The sequence below is a fragment of the Lederbergia lenta NBRC 16444 genome, from assembly GCF_001591545.1.
GTDB classification, from domain to species: domain Bacteria; phylum Bacillota; class Bacilli; order Bacillales; family Bacillaceae_C; genus Lederbergia; species Lederbergia lenta.
Map to the genome: position 1 here is coordinate 61,102 of NZ_BCVC01000010.1, position 16,673 is coordinate 77,774.

The window sequence follows — 16,673 nt, forward strand, 5'->3', positions numbered from 1 at the left end:
TTCATCAAAGAAAAAGTGTCAGCTCCTAATAAAATAGGACTGACACTTTTTCTTTGATAAATTTTTTTAGAAATCTTCCTTGAATCAATTCCATAAAAGTTCAATTAACTCTTAAGCAATTCTTTTAACTGAAGCATAGTATTCTCGTTCTTTTTCCATATCAAATCGGCCTTCCCATTTAGACATAACGACTGTAGCTAAAGCATTGCCGACTACATTAACGACTGTGCGTGCCATATCTAGAATTCGGTCAATCCCAGCAATAAATGCAAGTCCCTCAAGTGGGATGCCTACAGTTCCTAGGGTAGCCAATAGAACAACGAAGGAAACTCCTGGTACACCAGCTATTCCTTTTGATGTAACCATTAATACTAACATCAATGTTATTTGTTCTATAATACTTAAATCAATCCCGTACATTTGTGCAATAAAAATTGCCGCAAGTGCTTGATATAGTGTGGATCCGTCCAAGTTAAATGAATAACCCGTTGGTATAACAAATGAAACAATGTCTTTCGGACATCCAAATCGCTCCATTTTTTGCATCACTTTTGGCAATACCGTCTCGGAACTTGATGTGGAATAAGCTAAAATAAGCTCATCTTTCAGCACTTTAATAATGTGGAAAATATTTATGCCACAGATCTTCGCAATTACCCCAAGCACGACAACAATGAAAAAGGCCATCGTTGCATATACGAGAATCATTAACTTTCCAAGTGGGATTAATGATTCCAAACCAAACTTGGATACTGTTACTCCAATTAAAGCAAATACACCGAATGGAGCAAATTTCATGATAAGATTTGTCACCCAGAACATAGCATCCGCAGTACCTTGGAAGAAAGCAAGAACTGGCTTTCCTTTTTCGCCAATCGCCGCTATCCCTAAACCGAATAAGACGGAAAAGAAGATGATAGCAAGCATATCGCCCGCTGCCATAGATTCAATAATATTGCTTGGTACAATATTAACAATAATATCCATAAATCCATTGCTTTGTACTTCATTAGTTGTTTGAATATATTGATCAATATTACCTTTAGTCAAGCTAGAAATATCCAAACCGACACCTGGCTTGAAAATATTTGCTGAAAGCAAACCGACAAGAATAGCAATTGTTGTTACAATTTCAAAATAAAGCAGCGTCTTTCCGCCTAGTTTACCTAATTGTTTTATATCACCCGTACCAGCAACACCAACAATTAAAGTAGAAATGATAATTGGTACAACTATCATTTTAATCATATTCAAAAACATTGTACCGATCGGTTGTAAATATTTTTCTACGGCAGGATCGCCGAAAAAGACCGCGCCGATAATAATTCCCAAAATCAAACCAGCTAGAATTTGATAGGCCAAAGTAAATTTGAACTTTTTCCTCATCAATAAGTCACCTCTTTCTATCTATTGGAAACGCATTCTTCGTAAAAAAATAAGCTTATCCAATATATTACCGGCAACCTATTGAATCCGACAAGATCCGACATTTTTCTTCTGGACTTTTCTTTAAGTGGAGGTAGTTTTTCAAGGAAAATAAGGGAGAGATAGCCTTTATATAGCTCAGTTTTCTTTATCTAACTTCATGCGCTAGTATACTTCCTTTTTCTCGGTCTGATAAGTTGGGAGAGTTAAAAGAATCCTTCTCTAATTACACAATAAGGCTATCCCTATTCTTATAGCTATTTTGCACATCGCTTAGCGGGCAACTTACGCTTTTCCTAGTTTCTAGCGCCTAGTGCCCGACGACTCGTAGCATTTAGGATTGAAGGTATTTATCTTCCGTTTCATGATATAACACTTGGAGGAACTTTTTGCTATTAATTTTTACTTTAGTTGGACCACTACTACCTTCTTTTATATATTTCATCCGATTTCTTATTTCTTGAAAGTCAAAGAAACGAGGCGCATAATATTCAAACTCCGGGTTGGCGTAATCAATTGTTCCTAATGAAGCTAAATTATTGACTGCGGTCTGAATGGTTCTACGGATACGCTGTTCCATTGCTTTACATTCCTTTTTTATATTCGAAGGCGATGCTGACCTACGCGCTACTTCCTCATATAAGTCTTTTAAAGGAGGTAATTGGGCAACTCTCTCAGTACGTTCCATGAGCACTTCCATGATCGATACAATATCATCACTCCCAACTTCCCCGATAATTCCCATATCATTTAATATCGACAAAACGATTTCCTTCACACTTTTTTGTTTTTGCGGCATTTTAGACGGCTCCATATGTGCCAATGATTCGCGAATTTCCATTAGAGAATTTTTCAGACGAAATTGTTCTGCTGTTTTTTTTAATACACTGTACACTTCGACACGATTAATTGGCTTATGAATAAAAAATTCTACTCCCTTTTCATAAGCCTCCCCAACCATTTCTTTATTTTCAATTTGTGAAATCATAATAAATTGCCCACGAAACCCTTCTGTTCTCAATTGTGCTACCGTTTCAATTCCGTCTAGTTCGGGCATTAACAAATCTATCAAGACAACATCAGGATGAGTGGAGAGAATCGGTGAGAGGGACTTTACTCCACTTTCTGCTTCACCAATTACCACGCCAAGCTCTCCTTCTGTTATAACTTTTCTTAGCATTTTTCGGCTCGCTTTATCATCATCTACAATAAAATATCGCAGCTTTTTTCAACTCACTTTCTAATATTTTTTGTTGGAATTCTAATGTGGAAGATTGTCCCTTCCCCTGGTAGCTCTAATTGAATATTCCCTTTTAACGTTTGAATAATTTCTTGTACATGCGATAGACCAATCCCCGTTGCAGCAACACCGTGGTCGTTAAATTTCGTTGTATATCCAGGTTCGAAAATGATGGACACATCTTCCTTAGGAATACCTTTGCCTGAATCTTTTATGATAAAGCAGGTCTGTTCTGATTCCTCGAATACCGATAGAATGATATTACCTTTATTCTTAATAGACTCGACCGCATTAGCAGTAAGATTATTCAATAATGCAAGCAGCGGAATATGTAAATCTGTTTCGAAGTCAACGGAAGAGGTGAAATGAAAACTTATACTTTTCTTCAACATTTCACTATAATTTTCATTTGCATTCACAACGAGGTGTAGCACATCTGAAAGTAAGAGATGCGCATCCTTTTTTTGTTCAGTTATTTTAGTAAGCCCTGACAAAATTCGTTGTGAATCCTTTTTTACTTCGTGTATTTCTTGGGCAATCAGTAGTGCTTGTACACTTAATTCCTTCAAATTATTCTTTTTTAATTTTCGATATAAGTCATGGCTAGAAGCAGTCACATTCTCCATATGATTCATTGATTTCTGCAAATATAGTGTTTCGGCATATAGCTCTGAACCGACTCCCAGCATCTCTTGCATTTGTTTCTTTTGTTCCGCAACAGTGATTGAGCTATATAACCCTACTACAAAAAAGCTTCTAAATACTGCTACTCCACATAATAAAGCCCATTCTTGAAAACCTAAATTTTTATGATCCAATAACCAGTAACGCACAAGGTGCTCTACACCGTTACCAACAATTTCAAATCCTGCAGCCCACGCTCCTAAAAGAAGCGGCGCTATCTTATATTTTTCGATTCGTATGATACTTAATCCGATTGCAAATAAAAAATAAAACAAAAAAGCCGGTAAATGATTTTTTAAGCTTATTGACATAGATACTTCACTAAGCAATACATCCCCGAATAGACGAAAACAAACGACAGTTATACCTGTAACAATTCCAGCTCGTACAAGTGACACTGGAGGCCGAATAAGGATAAGTAGAAAGAAAGTAATACTCCCTAAGCCGAAACGAAATTCTTCGCCGTTGAAAGGAACTACTTTAAATTCACTAGCAATGGCAGTCAATAAAGCTATAAGAAGCAATAATAGGCCATTGGTTTTCTTATACCTATCATTTAAAGCTATATGTTTTGTAAACATTGATTTCTCCTGTGTCAGTAATGAATAATAGTGTGTGCCTAATCATTATTTTAAGTTGTTTGGAGTAAAATATCCATTTTAGATAGTAAATAATGTAGATTTCATTCCTTATGCCTATTAAACATATGTACTGTAAATTACTTTGGATTTTCTAAATAAAAGCCTTTGGATTATATTGGAGAGAAAGGACTATTACATGGAATCTAGAGGCTATTGACATTCTTAAGCTAGTAATGAATAAATGTAAATGGTTATTGCTTTATTATGGCCGTAAACCCTGAATATTTTTATTGCTTTAATGAAAAATAAATCACTTACAAGCCGTTATCAGCGGGTTACAGGCGGTACTCATGCTTTTACTGGCCGTCCTACAAATTTTACTAGCCATTACACTCGACTTACTGGCCGTCTCATCGCTTTTACTGGCTATTGTCATTTTCAGGTGTTGAGCAATAGAGGCAACATAGCATCTTCATACGGATCGGGTCTAAATCATTTGGGAATTTAAACATTTACCTGAAATTCATATTAAATAATAATCTTTCCTAGTTGCCTCCGAATACTTTTAACTGTTTATTTTCTATGATCTCCACAAATTTGGTTGATGCTGGTGATAGTGGTACACTTTTTAAAAAGCACACTCCTATACTCCTTTTAGGGATTTCCTCTTTTATTTTCACCTCATATAATATGCCTTTATTTAAATACTCTTGGGAAAACTCTCTCGTCACACATGCTATCCCTAAATTAATTTTGGCAAATTCCAGTAATAAATCAAATGATCCTAATTCAAATTCCGGGGAAATTTTTATACCTTTAGATATCATATAATTCTCTACATATTTTCTTGAATTCGATTTCGGTTCCAGTAATATTAGTGGCAGTTTTATTATTTCTTCCAGACTTAATGGGCTGGATAGTAAATGTTTATATTTCTCTCCACAAACAAAAATATCATGGATATCAATGCATGGCCTTAATTCTAACGAGGGATCATCAAGCGGAAAATTACAAATGGCAATATCAACTTCCCCAGACTTTAAAATGGAACAGATCTCTATTGTTGTACCATTCACTATTTTGAACTTGATATTTGGATATTTATTATGGAAGGCTTCTAAATATGGAAGTAAAAAATATCTAGAAATTGTATCTCCTACTCCTATCGTTAACTCACCCGTCGTTAAATTTTTAAATTCAAGAATCTTTTCTTCTCCGGCATCAATTAAATTAATTGCTGAATTTACATATTCAAATAAAAGGCTTCCTTCATTTGTTAGTGTGACTCCTTTGGGTGTTCTATTGAAAAGACGTGTATCTAATTCCCTTTCTAATTGCATGATTGCTTGGCTAACGGCCGGTTGTGTCATATAAAGACCTTTTGCTGCCTTAGAAAAACTTTCACTTTTCCCTACCTTACAAAATACTTTATACAAATCTAATTTACTTACCATATAAGCACCCCTTATGCCTATCATTTGATATAGTCATTTTACTTATACCATCAAATTAATGTATATTACAAGTAGGTAATAATTTAACTTTAATAGTTATAAGGAGCGATCAAATGGAACGCGTAGTCGGAACTGTCGTTAGGGGCCTTCGTTGCCCAATCATCAACCAAGGGGACAATATTGAAGAAATCGTGGTAGATAGCATACTTAAAGCTTCAGAAGTGGAAGGCTTTACAATTGAAGACAAAGACATCGTTACTCTAACGGAATCAATCGTTGCTCGTGCGCAAGGTAATTATGCTACTATCGATCATATCGCTAAAGATGTTCACTTAAAATTTGAAGATGATACTGTTGGCGTCATATTCCCAATTTTAAGTCGTAATCGTTTTGCAAACTGTCTCCGTGGTATTGCCAAAGGAGCTAAAAAAATTGTACTAATGCTTAGTTATCCATCAGATGAAGTCGGCAATCATTTAGTCGATATTGATACACTTGATGACAAAGGAGTAAATCCTTGGACAGATGTTTTAACTGAAAAGCAATTTCGCAACCATTTTGGTTATAAAAAACATCCTTTTACTGGTGTTGATTATATTGAATACTATAAATCGCTAGTGAATGAATATGGAATTGAATGTGAAGTTATATTCTCCAATAACCCTAAAACAATTTTAGACTATACTAAAAGCGTTCTTGCTTGCGATGTTCATACAAGATTTAGAACAAAGAAGATATTGAAAGCAAATGGCGGAGATAAAGTATATGGTCTGGATGATATCTTATCGGAATCCGTTGATGGTAGTGGGTATAATGAGGATTATGGCCTACTCGGATCAAATAAATCAACAGAAGATGGCGTAAAACTTTTCCCACGTAATTGCCAACCTACTGTTGATCATATCCAGCATATGCTTAAAGAGAAAACTGGGAAAAATGTAGAAGTAATGGTTTATGGAGATGGGGCATTCAAAGATCCAGTAGGGAAAATTTGGGAGCTCGCTGATCCAGTTGTATCACCAGCTTACACAGCAGGTCTCGATGGCACACCTAATGAAGTAAAGTTAAAATATCTCGCTGATAATAACTTTGCAGATTTAAGAGGGGATGAACTAAAACAAGCGATATCCCAATTTATTAACGATAAGGACGAAGACCTTGTAGGCTCCATGGAATCTCAAGGAACAACACCTAGAAAACTAACTGATCTAATCGGCTCCCTATCCGATTTAACTTCGGGCAGTGGAGACAAAGGTACACCAATCGTGTTTATACAAGGGTATTTTGACAACTTTACAAAATAATTAAGTGCCAGGCACCCGAACAATTCTGAATTGTTTGGGTGCCTGGCACTCACTCTATTCTAATTTCGACTTAGAAAGGATGGCGAATATGCTAGAATCCTTACAGTCCATTCAACAATTGAAATATGGAAATAAAAGTGTATTGAAGAAGGAAAAATGGTTGAACTATCTTTATGTGACAGAACAAAAGAATATTAATCTAGAACAAGTTCAGTCCTTATCAGATATTGGAGAGCACCCTGTTTTGCAATATACCGAACGAACTCTGCAAGTATTGAATCGTTTAGATATTTCCCTTGAACATAAACAAATCCTCGAAGATGTCCTGAAATGGAGCGAAGTAGCTAAATGCGGATCCCACGACATTCGCATGGAATGGGAAAAACAAGGATATCCGTTAGCAATACATAATATCGCATCCGCACATATTTATGCGGATGAACAAATAAAAATGGATTTTTCAGATCGAGATTTATTTAAAGAAGAGGTAATTTACACCCTTATTTTGACACATGGTTTAGTAGGTCAATACATTCGTGGAGAAGTTCGTTTTCAACAAATGCTTCCTCTTTCTAAATTTGTTCACTTAAAGATGTTCTCACCATCTGCATTTAATGAGTTACTTTATGCCCTTAATCAATGCATTATTGAAGCCGTTTCTCCAGATTTATGGGAGCAAATAGAAGAACAGGTAACAGAAGTGGTCCAATCGGTTTCTTATGGTGAACAAGTGAATGAATATCCTTTTAAGGAACGACTAGAACGACTTCGCTATGGTTCTATCCATAAAGGGGAAAACTTTCAACTTGAAATACAACAATTATTATCTGATCCTGGAATAGAAAAACGATTATCACTCTTTTTTCACAATACAGATATGTGGTATGTAGAATCTGCTTTGTCTGAATTCACATTAGAAGAATTCTTTAAAATCTTTCTTCTGCTCATCCGTTCCTCCTCTTCTTTGACAGTGAGACAGATTACCTTTGAACCTTTAATGAAGGAGCTTCACTATGACTATAAAAGGAAAAAGTCAGTGAACCTGTATAAGAAGCGAATCATTGAGGCATATTTAGCCGACTTATCCATGGAAAACCTTTTACATCACGCTTTACCAGACAACCAGCATGTTTGCTTGCAAGTACTTGCCTATGACTCCGCACAGCAATTAGTCGGCGTATCCTTTCAATTTTCAAAAGCTGGGGAAAAACTGATCGAGTTCTGCCAAGAAGCGGAAAAACATCCTTTATATGAACGGGCAATCATTATGCTGTATGACTTCTTTGGCTTCCGTAAAGATGCCTATGATCGCTTACAAAATGAACAAACCTATCTTGCAGATATGAATAATTCACAGGATTTCAAAAGGAAAATTGTCGATTATGCGGTTGGCGATACCATGCTAGATATTGGGCCGGGCGGCGGATTCCTCTTGGATTTACTTTCCAAACGACATCCCAAAGCTAACATCATCGGCATTGATATTGCTTCAAATGTAGTTGCGGAATTAGAAAAGAAAAAGCAGCGGGAGCAAAGAAAATGGCATGTCATTCAGGGAGACGCGCTCGATTTACAATCATATGTTGGAACTAAAAAAGTAGATACGATCATCTTTTCATCGATTCTCCACGAGATGTTTTCCTATATTCCTTTCGAGGGGAAAAAATTTAATACGAAGGTAGTAGAACAAGCCCTTCACAGTTCCTTCCAGGCATTGAATCCAAACGGAAGAATCATTATTCGTGATGGTATCATGACTGAACCGAAAGAAACACTCCGTCATCTCCGTTTTAAAAATATAACAGATGTAGCGTTCTTTGAACGGTATGTCCAAGACTTTAAAGGGAGAAACATTCAATACGAATGGATAAACGAAAGAACTGTTTCCTTACCAATTAATGATTGTATGGAATTTCTTTATACCTTTACATGGGGAGAGGAAGCCTACCCTCATGAAGTACAAGAGCAATTTGGATATTTCACACCAAGTGAGTTTAAAGAAGCCATTTCTCAAACATTGGGAGAAACGGCTGTAATCACCGTTTTTGAACATTATTTGCAAGATGGATATGAAGAACACTTATTAATGAAAGTGGAAGTAACGGATGTTGATGGGAAGTCCATCGGCTTGCCTGATAGTACGTGTTTTATTGTTATTGAAAAAAAGGGGTAAATCCCAAAGCACATCAACTTTGAGGTTGATGTGCTTTGGGATTAATAATTTTTCTTGCTTAAGTTCCGCAGAATGTTTGGTAAGGTGTTGTTGACTCTGGTAATGTCGTATATTCATCTTGTTCACTAGAATATGCATAAGGATTGGAAAGAACATCAAGAAGCCGTTCCATTACACGAAAGTCGCTTTGTTCGACAGCTGCTGTTAGTGCTTCCTCTACTCGATGGTTACGCGGGATGATCGCAGGGTTATTGTTCCGCATCAGCTGCTGCGAGTCAGCTTTCGACTGCTCCTGTCTGTCTAGTCGCGAAATCCAGCGATCATACCACTCAGTGAATTCTTCAGTTCCAAACAGGACGGTATCCTCTAATTTATCAAAAGTACATGCGCGGAAAGTATTCGTATAGTCCGCTTGATACTTTTTCATCATATTCAGAAGGTCGTTCATGAGCGATTCATCTTCTGTTTCTTCGTTAAATATCCCAAGTTTCGCTCTCATTCCTGCAAGCCAGTTAGATTCGTATAGCTGGTTAAAGCCCGAAATCTTATCCTGAGCCAGTTTGACAGCTTCTTCGATATTATCATGCAAAAGTGGCAATAGCGTTTCAGCAAATCGCGCTAGGTTCCATCCGGCAATGACAGGCTGATTTCCATAAGCATAGCGACCTTGCACATCAATAGAACTGAAAACAGTTGCAGGGTCATAGACATCCATAAACGCACAGGGACCATAATCAATCGTTTCTCCACTAATGGTCATGTTATCGGTGTTCATCACCCCATGAATAAAGCCAACAAGTTGCCATTTGGCAATTAATCCTGCTTGGCACTTTATGACCTCTTCAAGCAATGACAAATACTTGTTACCGTCTACTTCAACATCTGGATAATGACGCGCTAAAGCATAGTCGGCCAGAACTCTTAGTTCCTCTACCCCTCCCCATTTAGCGGCATATTGAAAAGTGCCGACACGGAGATGACTAGCAGCCACTCGAGTTAGAATTGCACCGGGCAGTTCCGTTTCACGAATGATTGATTCCCCAGTTGTCACCACAGCTAAACTACGTGTAGTAGGAATATGAAGCGCATGCATCGCTTCGCTAATGATGTATTCGCGTAGCATCGGTCCAAGTGCCGCTCGCCCATCGCCTCCGCGAGAGTATGGTGTTCTTCCCGCCCCTTTAAGTTGAATATCAACCTTCAAATCTTCCGGCGAAATCTGCTCACCTAACAGCACTGCTCGTCCGTCCCCTAACATATTAAAATGGCCAAATTGATGACCCGCATAAGCTTGAGCAAGAGGCATCGTACCTTCTGGAATCCTATTTCCTGCAAACACCTTAACTCCTTCTTCACTTTGCAGTGCCTCTACGTTCAAACCTAGAGATTCAGCCACTTCCTTATTAAAAATAATCAACCTTGGTGATTGTACAGGATCTGGGTTCATACTAGTAAAAAACAACTTCGGCAGTCTAGCGTAACTATTATCAAAATTCCATCCTGTTTCTTTACTCTTTGTCATATTTTACTCCTTATTCTTTTATTAAATAATGTTCTTTATGATGGAACTAACATTGTAAGCCTTAATGATTTTTTATATTTCACAAGATGCCATATATTTGTAGCCACTTATTAATGTCTACGTTTATAACCTTATTATACCGTCTTTATATGCAATGAAATAATTACTTTTACTCCTATTTCATCATTTCATTTACCCTTCGTTTAAGCAAATTTTTCGTTTACAAAAATACGAAATTAACCTATGGGAGTGGGTAGAAATTCCCGAAGTAAATCAAAAAAGACAGAATTGGTTAATTTCTGCCTTTTCTTATTCCGTCTTATTCTTCTAGATCATCCAAGTCATCAGGATAAACAATTGTATCAAATACTTTGCCCGTGTCAGCATCTTCTATAGATATGGTTACCTTAGCCTCCTCTGCCGATGTTCCAGCAAATACTTGATGTAACAAGCCAGTCATACCTAGACCTATTGCTGCAAAACCGTCAAAGCTGTTTTCAAAAGTCTCTTGGTCAACTACTAGTTTGAATTCAGAAAAGGATTTATTATGGATAATGTCTCTAATAGAAGCAAAATCTTCACTAGTCTTTGTTTCTTTGATATATTCAACAACATTCTCTTCCATTTCCTTCATCAAATCTCGATAAACGGACTTGGACATCCTGTAGGTAAGTGATCCATCTTCATTCTGTGTTACTTCTTTAACTCCATCTTGTTTTGCATCAGCAATAACATCATCAATATTGTCACCATCAATAAAGTCTTTCGGCAATGTAACTTCCACATTTAATAATCCTTTTTCTACTTCTACGCCCTTTTCCTTTTCAGCGGTGGCCACTTCCTCTTTAACGGCATCTTCTTTTTTAATTTCCTCTTCTTTTCCACACGCCGAAGTAATCGCCAAAATTAATACAAGTAATAAAAGTATCATTATTCTCTTCATTTATATTCCCCCTCTATGTTGTCAGAATCTTGCTGCACGACACATCTATTTCTTCATTTCCAAAACAAACAGTTTAAATTTCTATTCCCAATCTTCGGAAGTTTCCTCGGGTCCTCTGCGAGCATTAGGAATACAATTATCACTTCCGTAACCATTCTAGGTAATGTATCGGATTAAACTTCAGAATAATTAGCTTCATTATTATATTTTCTTGATGCTTTTTTCCATAGGCAACCAACTGCCTATTAAGTATAAAAGCCGATTTTATCATCAAGTCTCATGTGTAACTTTTAGACGCATGTTACTTGATCAGCAACTTTTACTTTTCCTCTCTCTAGTTTATATCCATGTTCCTCTCGTTTACTATGAACAAAAATAAAAATCCAGAAAAACCTCAGACAACTTTCTGAGGTTTCTTAATTAGTCTATTTTTTTAGTTTAAGTTTTTTAAACTCATTCACATCAAATAATTCATTTAGCGTTTGTTGAGTTGCCATTCCATTGACAGACACAAGCCCATCTTCGTAAATTCGAACTTCTACTTTGTTATTAATAGACTCTAAATCATTTTCAAGATGCTGATATGCAGGCGTTAAAAAGTGGTAACGTTGGTTAGATGAGCCTACCCATGGACGACTTAAGTCGAGTTGACTTTTTACAAATGGTCCATCAATCAATAAATCTGTAGAGGTCAGCAAGTCCTCGCATTCTTTCCTAGTTTTTAAATCCTCAAATAAGTATCCAGTAAATGTCATGACTGTTAAATTTAATTCTTTCACCATTTGAGCTAACTTTCCCAATGCCTCAGCCTGATCGAAAGGTTCTCCCCCAAGGAATGTAACACCTTCTATATTGTTTTCATTTTTACTATTTTTAATTTCCTCATAAAGATCTTTAACAGAAATTGTTTTACCATTTTCCTTTGACCATGTCCAAGGAATGCCACAACCTTCACAACGGATTGAACATCCTTGCACCCAAAGACAAAACCTTTTCCCTGGACCTTCCACAGTAGTTAATGGCAAAAAACGATGAATAATGAGATTCATTAAAAGTCCACTATCCTTCCTTCCATTTTATTCGTTTGTTCAGGATTAGGTTGATCAGAAAATGAAAAATATGGTTTTATTTTTTCAATGAGATGTGGTTTAACAGAAAGGATTTCAACAAAATGCTCAAAAGACTTAAAACCCTTTTCCTGATTTCTTACGGTAATTATCTTTTTTGCAAATAAACTACCTATTCCTGGTACGTTTGCAATCTCCTCTTCTGTAGCGGTATTCAAATCAATAGTATGAACAACTTCAGATCCTATTTCCTCGTCTTTTTCAGCTTCTTCAAGGCTTATTTGCTGTAAAGACTTTATTGTTGCAACTTTCGGCTTTTCTACCTGTCTCGAATCATTTGTTTTCCCATATTCTCTAGCAATCATTTGTTTCATTGATTCAAGTTCCTTTTCACGCCCAAATGTTACTTTTGCTTCTAGCCTTAAGAGATATTCTGGTCTCATTTTAAATACGTGAATAATAGAAGCGATCCATCCGAGTAAATATAATGCAAAGAAAAGATCATAAAGCCAATGATCACGGTTAACAATTTCTGTTATCACTACCATCATAAAAAATAAAATGGCATAAATAATACCCGCTATGAACCATTTCTTTTGCTTCACTCTATAAGACGTATAAAAGAAAGAAATATAATTGAAAAAACCGAGCGTCAGAATTGCCCATAGCATCCAAATAGAGTTTCTGTACTCCCACAATTTCCCCCTACTTGTGATTTGCGCCACTCACTTTTCCTCCCTAATAATCTGGTTGTTTTGACGATATGTTTGAATTTCAGTTTCGAAGTATTCGTTCGTATAGTTTGAGTCAATCGATTCTGCATCTAGCAGTTCTTCAAGTAACTCGATATACTGCAAACAATCTTTCCCTTTTAACCCAATTGTCTCGGCAAAAATCTTACCATCTTCCGTTATTTTAATTTTTATTTTTTTATCATACATTTTTTTCACCTAACGATCTGTTTTAGTCACATTAAATGTCATTAAAATAGAGCGATCTTCATGAATTTCTTCTGTTTCTAACTCAAGTCCATGTTTGCTCGATTGCTGTAAAAGCTTTTGGTACGTTTCTTGCTGTATAAAATATTTATACTCCGTATGCAAATTATCAATAAACTCCGCAGCATCTTCTACTTTAACACTTTCATCAAATACGGCTTCAAAAACTCCATGTTCATCCTGCTGAAAATAAATTTTTATATCTCCTACCTCAGTTTGGTAGTTTTGTTGATTCATTTCATGGACATCACACCCATATTGTTCTATCGCCTTTTGTAATAAAGATTGTCGCTTCATCACTGTTTTTAATTTATACGTTTGTTCCCCATGCTTATGTTTTTCAATGAGGTTTCCAACTGAATGTGCTACAGCGATTCCAACTGGTATGAGCAATAATTCTATACTCATTGACCATCTACCTTTCCCTTATAATAATTAAAAGTCTATCGTCCGTCCACCGCGTGAAGTGTTAATATCGTCAATGCTAACTGTCTCATCGTTTTCTTTGTATTCTGCTCGATCTTCACGCGGAGTAGCAGCCACTGCTCTTACATTTGCCCAATCGCGAATACTTTTAATTTGCTCAGCTTGTGTAACAGATAATGGAATAAACTGTTTACATACTTTTTCAAAGTCATTGATCGTCACACTTCTATCTTCATAAAATGCCTCAAATAAACCATTAATAACAACTTGTTCTATTTCGGCACCAACAAACCCTTCCGTCAATTTAGCAAGATAATCAAGTTTATCAATAGTTATTTCAAAATCCCCTGTAACAGTCGAATCTATTAATCTTTTCTTTAAATGTACTTTAAAAATTTCAACCCTTTCACGATGTGTCGGCAAATCAACAAAGAAGATTTCATCAAATCTCCCTTTACGTAACATTTCAGGAGGCAAGCTCGCAATATCATTAGCCGTGGCGATGACAAATACAGGTTTTACCTTTTCTTGCATCCAGGTCAGAAATTGACCGAAAATGCGTGAAGATGTTCCACTATCTCCTGATGAACCCAAACCGCTAAATCCCTTTTCAATTTCATCAATCCATAAAATAGAAGGAGCGATTGCTTCAGTTGTCTGAATTGCTTGTCTCATATTCTCCTCACTACTTCCGACAACACCACTAAATATCTTACCTATATCAAGCCTTAATAAAGGAAGCTGCCACATTTCACTAATCGCTTTACTAATTAAACTTTTTCCACATCCCGGTACTCCTGTTATTAGTACTCCTTTTGGAGATGGCAATCCATATTTCTGAGCAGATTCCAACCATGATTTATCCCGCTTTCGAAGCCAGCGCTTTAAATTCTCAAGTCCCCCAACATCCTCCATATTCAAGTTATTAGTTACAAATTCTAAAATGCCCGTTTTTTTAATAATTTGCTCTTTTTCTTCTAAGACGATTTCCACATCGTCAATCGATAGCCGTCCGTCCTCTACCATTGCCCGGGCGAATGCATTTTCCGCCTCCGACAAAGTAAGTCCCAATGCAGCATTTACGAGTTTTTCCTTTTCCTCTTCATTTAAAGAGATCTCAATACGACCGCCCTGTTTATTTAATGAAATCATTTCGTCTAAACTTTGCTTTATTTCCTGAAAAGTGGGAAGGTCAAAATCAACGATTGTAATGTCTTTCTCAAGATCATCTGGAAACTTCAATTTCGGTGACAGAAACACAACATTCTTAGGTTTAGAACTTTGTTTCAAACTAATACTAATATCCCTTAATTTCCGGATAACTTGAGCATCCGGAAGTCGCCCTACGTCCCCGAAGAAAATATGAAAGTCCTGCAGCACAAAAATAGCAGGCTCTTGATAATCCTCAATAAATTCCAATGCCTTAAGGGCTGATTTTGTGCCTGCTTTGTTGCTTTCCTCTCCAGACATACCTGTTGTTATTTTCCAAGTAATGACCCTTCTAGGCGTCTTTATTAAATCTTCGTCAGATGCAATGGAGCGAATAAACGAAAGTGCTCTCCCCTCTTCCCAAGTAGCTAAATAGAGAAAAGGAAAACGTGCTTTAAAAAGATTAGCCATTAACTTCTTTCTTTCAGACTTACTACTCACTTTTAATCCCCCCACTATGTAATTCAGTTGATTATAAAAAAATTAATATTAATTTAGATTGATTTTCTCTAAGTCCAATAATTGGGCCCATGCCGTACGAATTTCATTTGATAAATAGGAGGAATCAACTGCTAAATGATAAATATTATAAGATCGACTCTTGATGCCTCTATATATCGTGAAACACAACTAATTATTGTATGTAGTTTTAGTTTAAAATTATATTATCAATCTTGCTCTTCTCTCCTTACTTTCATTATACAATAAAAACAGTTTACTAGTTTATTGCATCTATTGGGGAAATTAGTAGTAAATTAAGCATAAAAGGATAGAGAATTGGATTATCCCTACCCTTTATCATACATACAACTTATTAGCTTGAAATGATTAATCTGCCTTCATTTAAAACCATCCCTTATAAGGAGGAATACTTTGCAGAAAGTAGAATAGATTAAATGGATCATATTTCGTTTTCACTTCTCGAAGCCTTCTAAAGTTATCTCCATAATACGCTTTTGGCCAATCTTTTATATACCGATCCGGAAAATTCACATAATCACCAGCTGTATAAGGAGACAATTCTTTCCTTAACGCTTCTATCCAACTAATGTTTTGCTTTTCTTCATCACGATTTTCCCATGTTGCAATATATTCTTGGGCAGTAATAGCTTTTCTATAATAATAAGCCGAGTCATCTGAAGCAACCCTACCTACTGCACCTCCTAGCGATTGATGCCATATACTCGAATTGCTATTGGGGGCGTTTGCTAAAAATTGCTTCATCATTAAGATCGCTTGAGGTGGTAAAGGCTTTTCAATGAAGGATCCTGATCTTTTACGAAGGGCTGGTTGGTTTCCACTTGGTACATCAAAAAACTTTACAGCTCTAATGTACGGAACTTCCTTTACCCATGCATTTTTGGGTGAGCCAATAGTCGTTAAAGGCCTGAGAAGCTTCTTTAACTTAATTGATGAACCAATAAATACTCCTTGAGCAATGATTTCATTGGCTTTCTTTGATTTTAATTCAATCTGCGAAGTTAAACGCTCATCTGTGTGAGGTGCCCAATCTTGCCATGCCCGAAATGCTGCCTCCAGATCCTCCCATTCCCATGAAATAGAGAAGATAGATACATTAGAAATAGCATGTAGTCTGAATGTAAGTGAAGTAATGATGCCGAAGTTTCCTCCCCCCCCCCCCCCCCC

The 16,673-nt window shown here is 36.5% G+C and carries 14 protein-coding genes; 2 read left to right on the top strand and 12 right to left on the bottom strand.

Annotated elements, in window-relative coordinates:
* Nucleotides 1-111: 111 nt before the first annotated feature.
* The 4 genes from BLE01S_RS18300 to BLE01S_RS18315 form a co-directional block, all read right to left on the bottom strand.
* The gene (locus BLE01S_RS18300; protein ID WP_066145803.1) at nucleotides 112-1,386 is read right to left on the bottom strand and encodes a cation:dicarboxylate symporter family transporter; all 1,275 of its coding nucleotides are present in this window, start codon (nucleotides 1,384-1,386) and stop codon (nucleotides 112-114) included.
* Nucleotides 1,387-1,759: 373 nt separating this feature from the next.
* The gene (locus tag BLE01S_RS18305) at nucleotides 1,760-2,647 is read right to left on the bottom strand and encodes a response regulator (RefSeq protein WP_066145806.1); all 888 of its coding nucleotides are present in this window, start codon (nucleotides 2,645-2,647) and stop codon (nucleotides 1,760-1,762) included.
* Nucleotides 2,648-2,658: 11 nt separating this feature from the next.
* Complete coding sequence (locus BLE01S_RS18310) at nucleotides 2,659-3,930, bottom strand: ATP-binding protein (protein ID WP_066145809.1); 1,272 nt, start codon at nucleotides 3,928-3,930, stop codon at nucleotides 2,659-2,661.
* Nucleotides 3,931-4,475: 545 nt separating this feature from the next.
* The gene (locus tag BLE01S_RS18315; RefSeq protein ID WP_066145812.1) at nucleotides 4,476-5,384 is read right to left on the bottom strand and encodes a LysR family transcriptional regulator; all 909 of its coding nucleotides are present in this window, start codon (nucleotides 5,382-5,384) and stop codon (nucleotides 4,476-4,478) included.
* A 113-nt stretch (nucleotides 5,385-5,497) separates the two neighbouring features.
* Here BLE01S_RS18315 and BLE01S_RS18320 point away from each other — a divergent pair, with 113 nt between their 5' ends.
* Both BLE01S_RS18320 and BLE01S_RS18325 read left to right on the top strand, forming a co-directional pair.
* The gene (locus BLE01S_RS18320; protein WP_066145816.1) at nucleotides 5,498-6,688 is read left to right on the top strand and encodes a coenzyme F420-0:L-glutamate ligase; all 1,191 of its coding nucleotides are present in this window, start codon (nucleotides 5,498-5,500) and stop codon (nucleotides 6,686-6,688) included.
* 88 nt (nucleotides 6,689-6,776) lie between these two features.
* Nucleotides 6,777-8,861 carry a class I SAM-dependent methyltransferase gene (locus BLE01S_RS18325; protein WP_066145819.1) on the top strand — a complete coding sequence of 695 codons (2,085 nt, stop codon included), beginning with the start codon at nucleotides 6,777-6,779 and terminating at the stop codon, nucleotides 8,859-8,861.
* A gap of 58 nt (nucleotides 8,862-8,919) precedes the next feature.
* Here BLE01S_RS18325 and BLE01S_RS18330 read toward each other — a convergent pair whose 3' ends face one another.
* From BLE01S_RS18330 to BLE01S_RS18365, 8 genes are all read right to left on the bottom strand, one after another.
* Nucleotides 8,920-10,383, bottom strand: a complete 1,464-nt coding sequence (locus BLE01S_RS18330; protein WP_066145822.1) for a protein adenylyltransferase SelO — start codon at nucleotides 10,381-10,383, stop codon at nucleotides 8,920-8,922.
* 319 nt (nucleotides 10,384-10,702) lie between these two features.
* Nucleotides 10,703-11,326 (bottom strand): hypothetical protein, encoded by a 624-nt coding sequence (locus BLE01S_RS18335; RefSeq protein ID WP_066145825.1) that lies wholly within the window; start codon nucleotides 11,324-11,326, stop codon nucleotides 10,703-10,705.
* Between the two features lie 425 nt (nucleotides 11,327-11,751).
* Nucleotides 11,752-12,375 carry a 4Fe-4S single cluster domain-containing protein gene (locus BLE01S_RS18340; protein WP_066145827.1) on the bottom strand — a complete coding sequence of 208 codons (624 nt, stop codon included), beginning with the start codon at nucleotides 12,373-12,375 and terminating at the stop codon, nucleotides 11,752-11,754.
* Nucleotides 12,375-13,118, bottom strand: a complete 744-nt coding sequence (locus BLE01S_RS18345) for a ComEA family DNA-binding protein (RefSeq protein WP_066145830.1) — start codon at nucleotides 13,116-13,118, stop codon at nucleotides 12,375-12,377. The genes BLE01S_RS18340 and BLE01S_RS18345 overlap by 1 nt, the downstream gene beginning before the upstream one ends.
* Nucleotides 13,119-13,334 carry a DUF2997 domain-containing protein gene (locus tag BLE01S_RS18350; RefSeq protein WP_066145832.1) on the bottom strand — a complete coding sequence of 72 codons (216 nt, stop codon included), beginning with the start codon at nucleotides 13,332-13,334 and terminating at the stop codon, nucleotides 13,119-13,121.
* A gap of 9 nt (nucleotides 13,335-13,343) precedes the next feature.
* Entirely contained in the window at nucleotides 13,344-13,799 is a 456-nt protein-coding gene (locus BLE01S_RS18355) for a hypothetical protein (RefSeq protein ID WP_066145835.1), read from the bottom strand.
* Nucleotides 13,800-13,826: 27 nt separating this feature from the next.
* On the bottom strand, nucleotides 13,827-15,467 hold the full coding sequence (locus BLE01S_RS18360) for a Ycf46 family AAA ATPase (RefSeq protein WP_231955869.1): 1,641 nt from the start codon (nucleotides 15,465-15,467) through the stop codon (nucleotides 13,827-13,829).
* Between the two features lie 402 nt (nucleotides 15,468-15,869).
* A partial coding sequence (locus tag BLE01S_RS18365; protein ID WP_174521749.1) for an FAD-binding oxidoreductase occupies nucleotides 15,870-16,673 on the bottom strand: 804 nt, incomplete at its 5' end.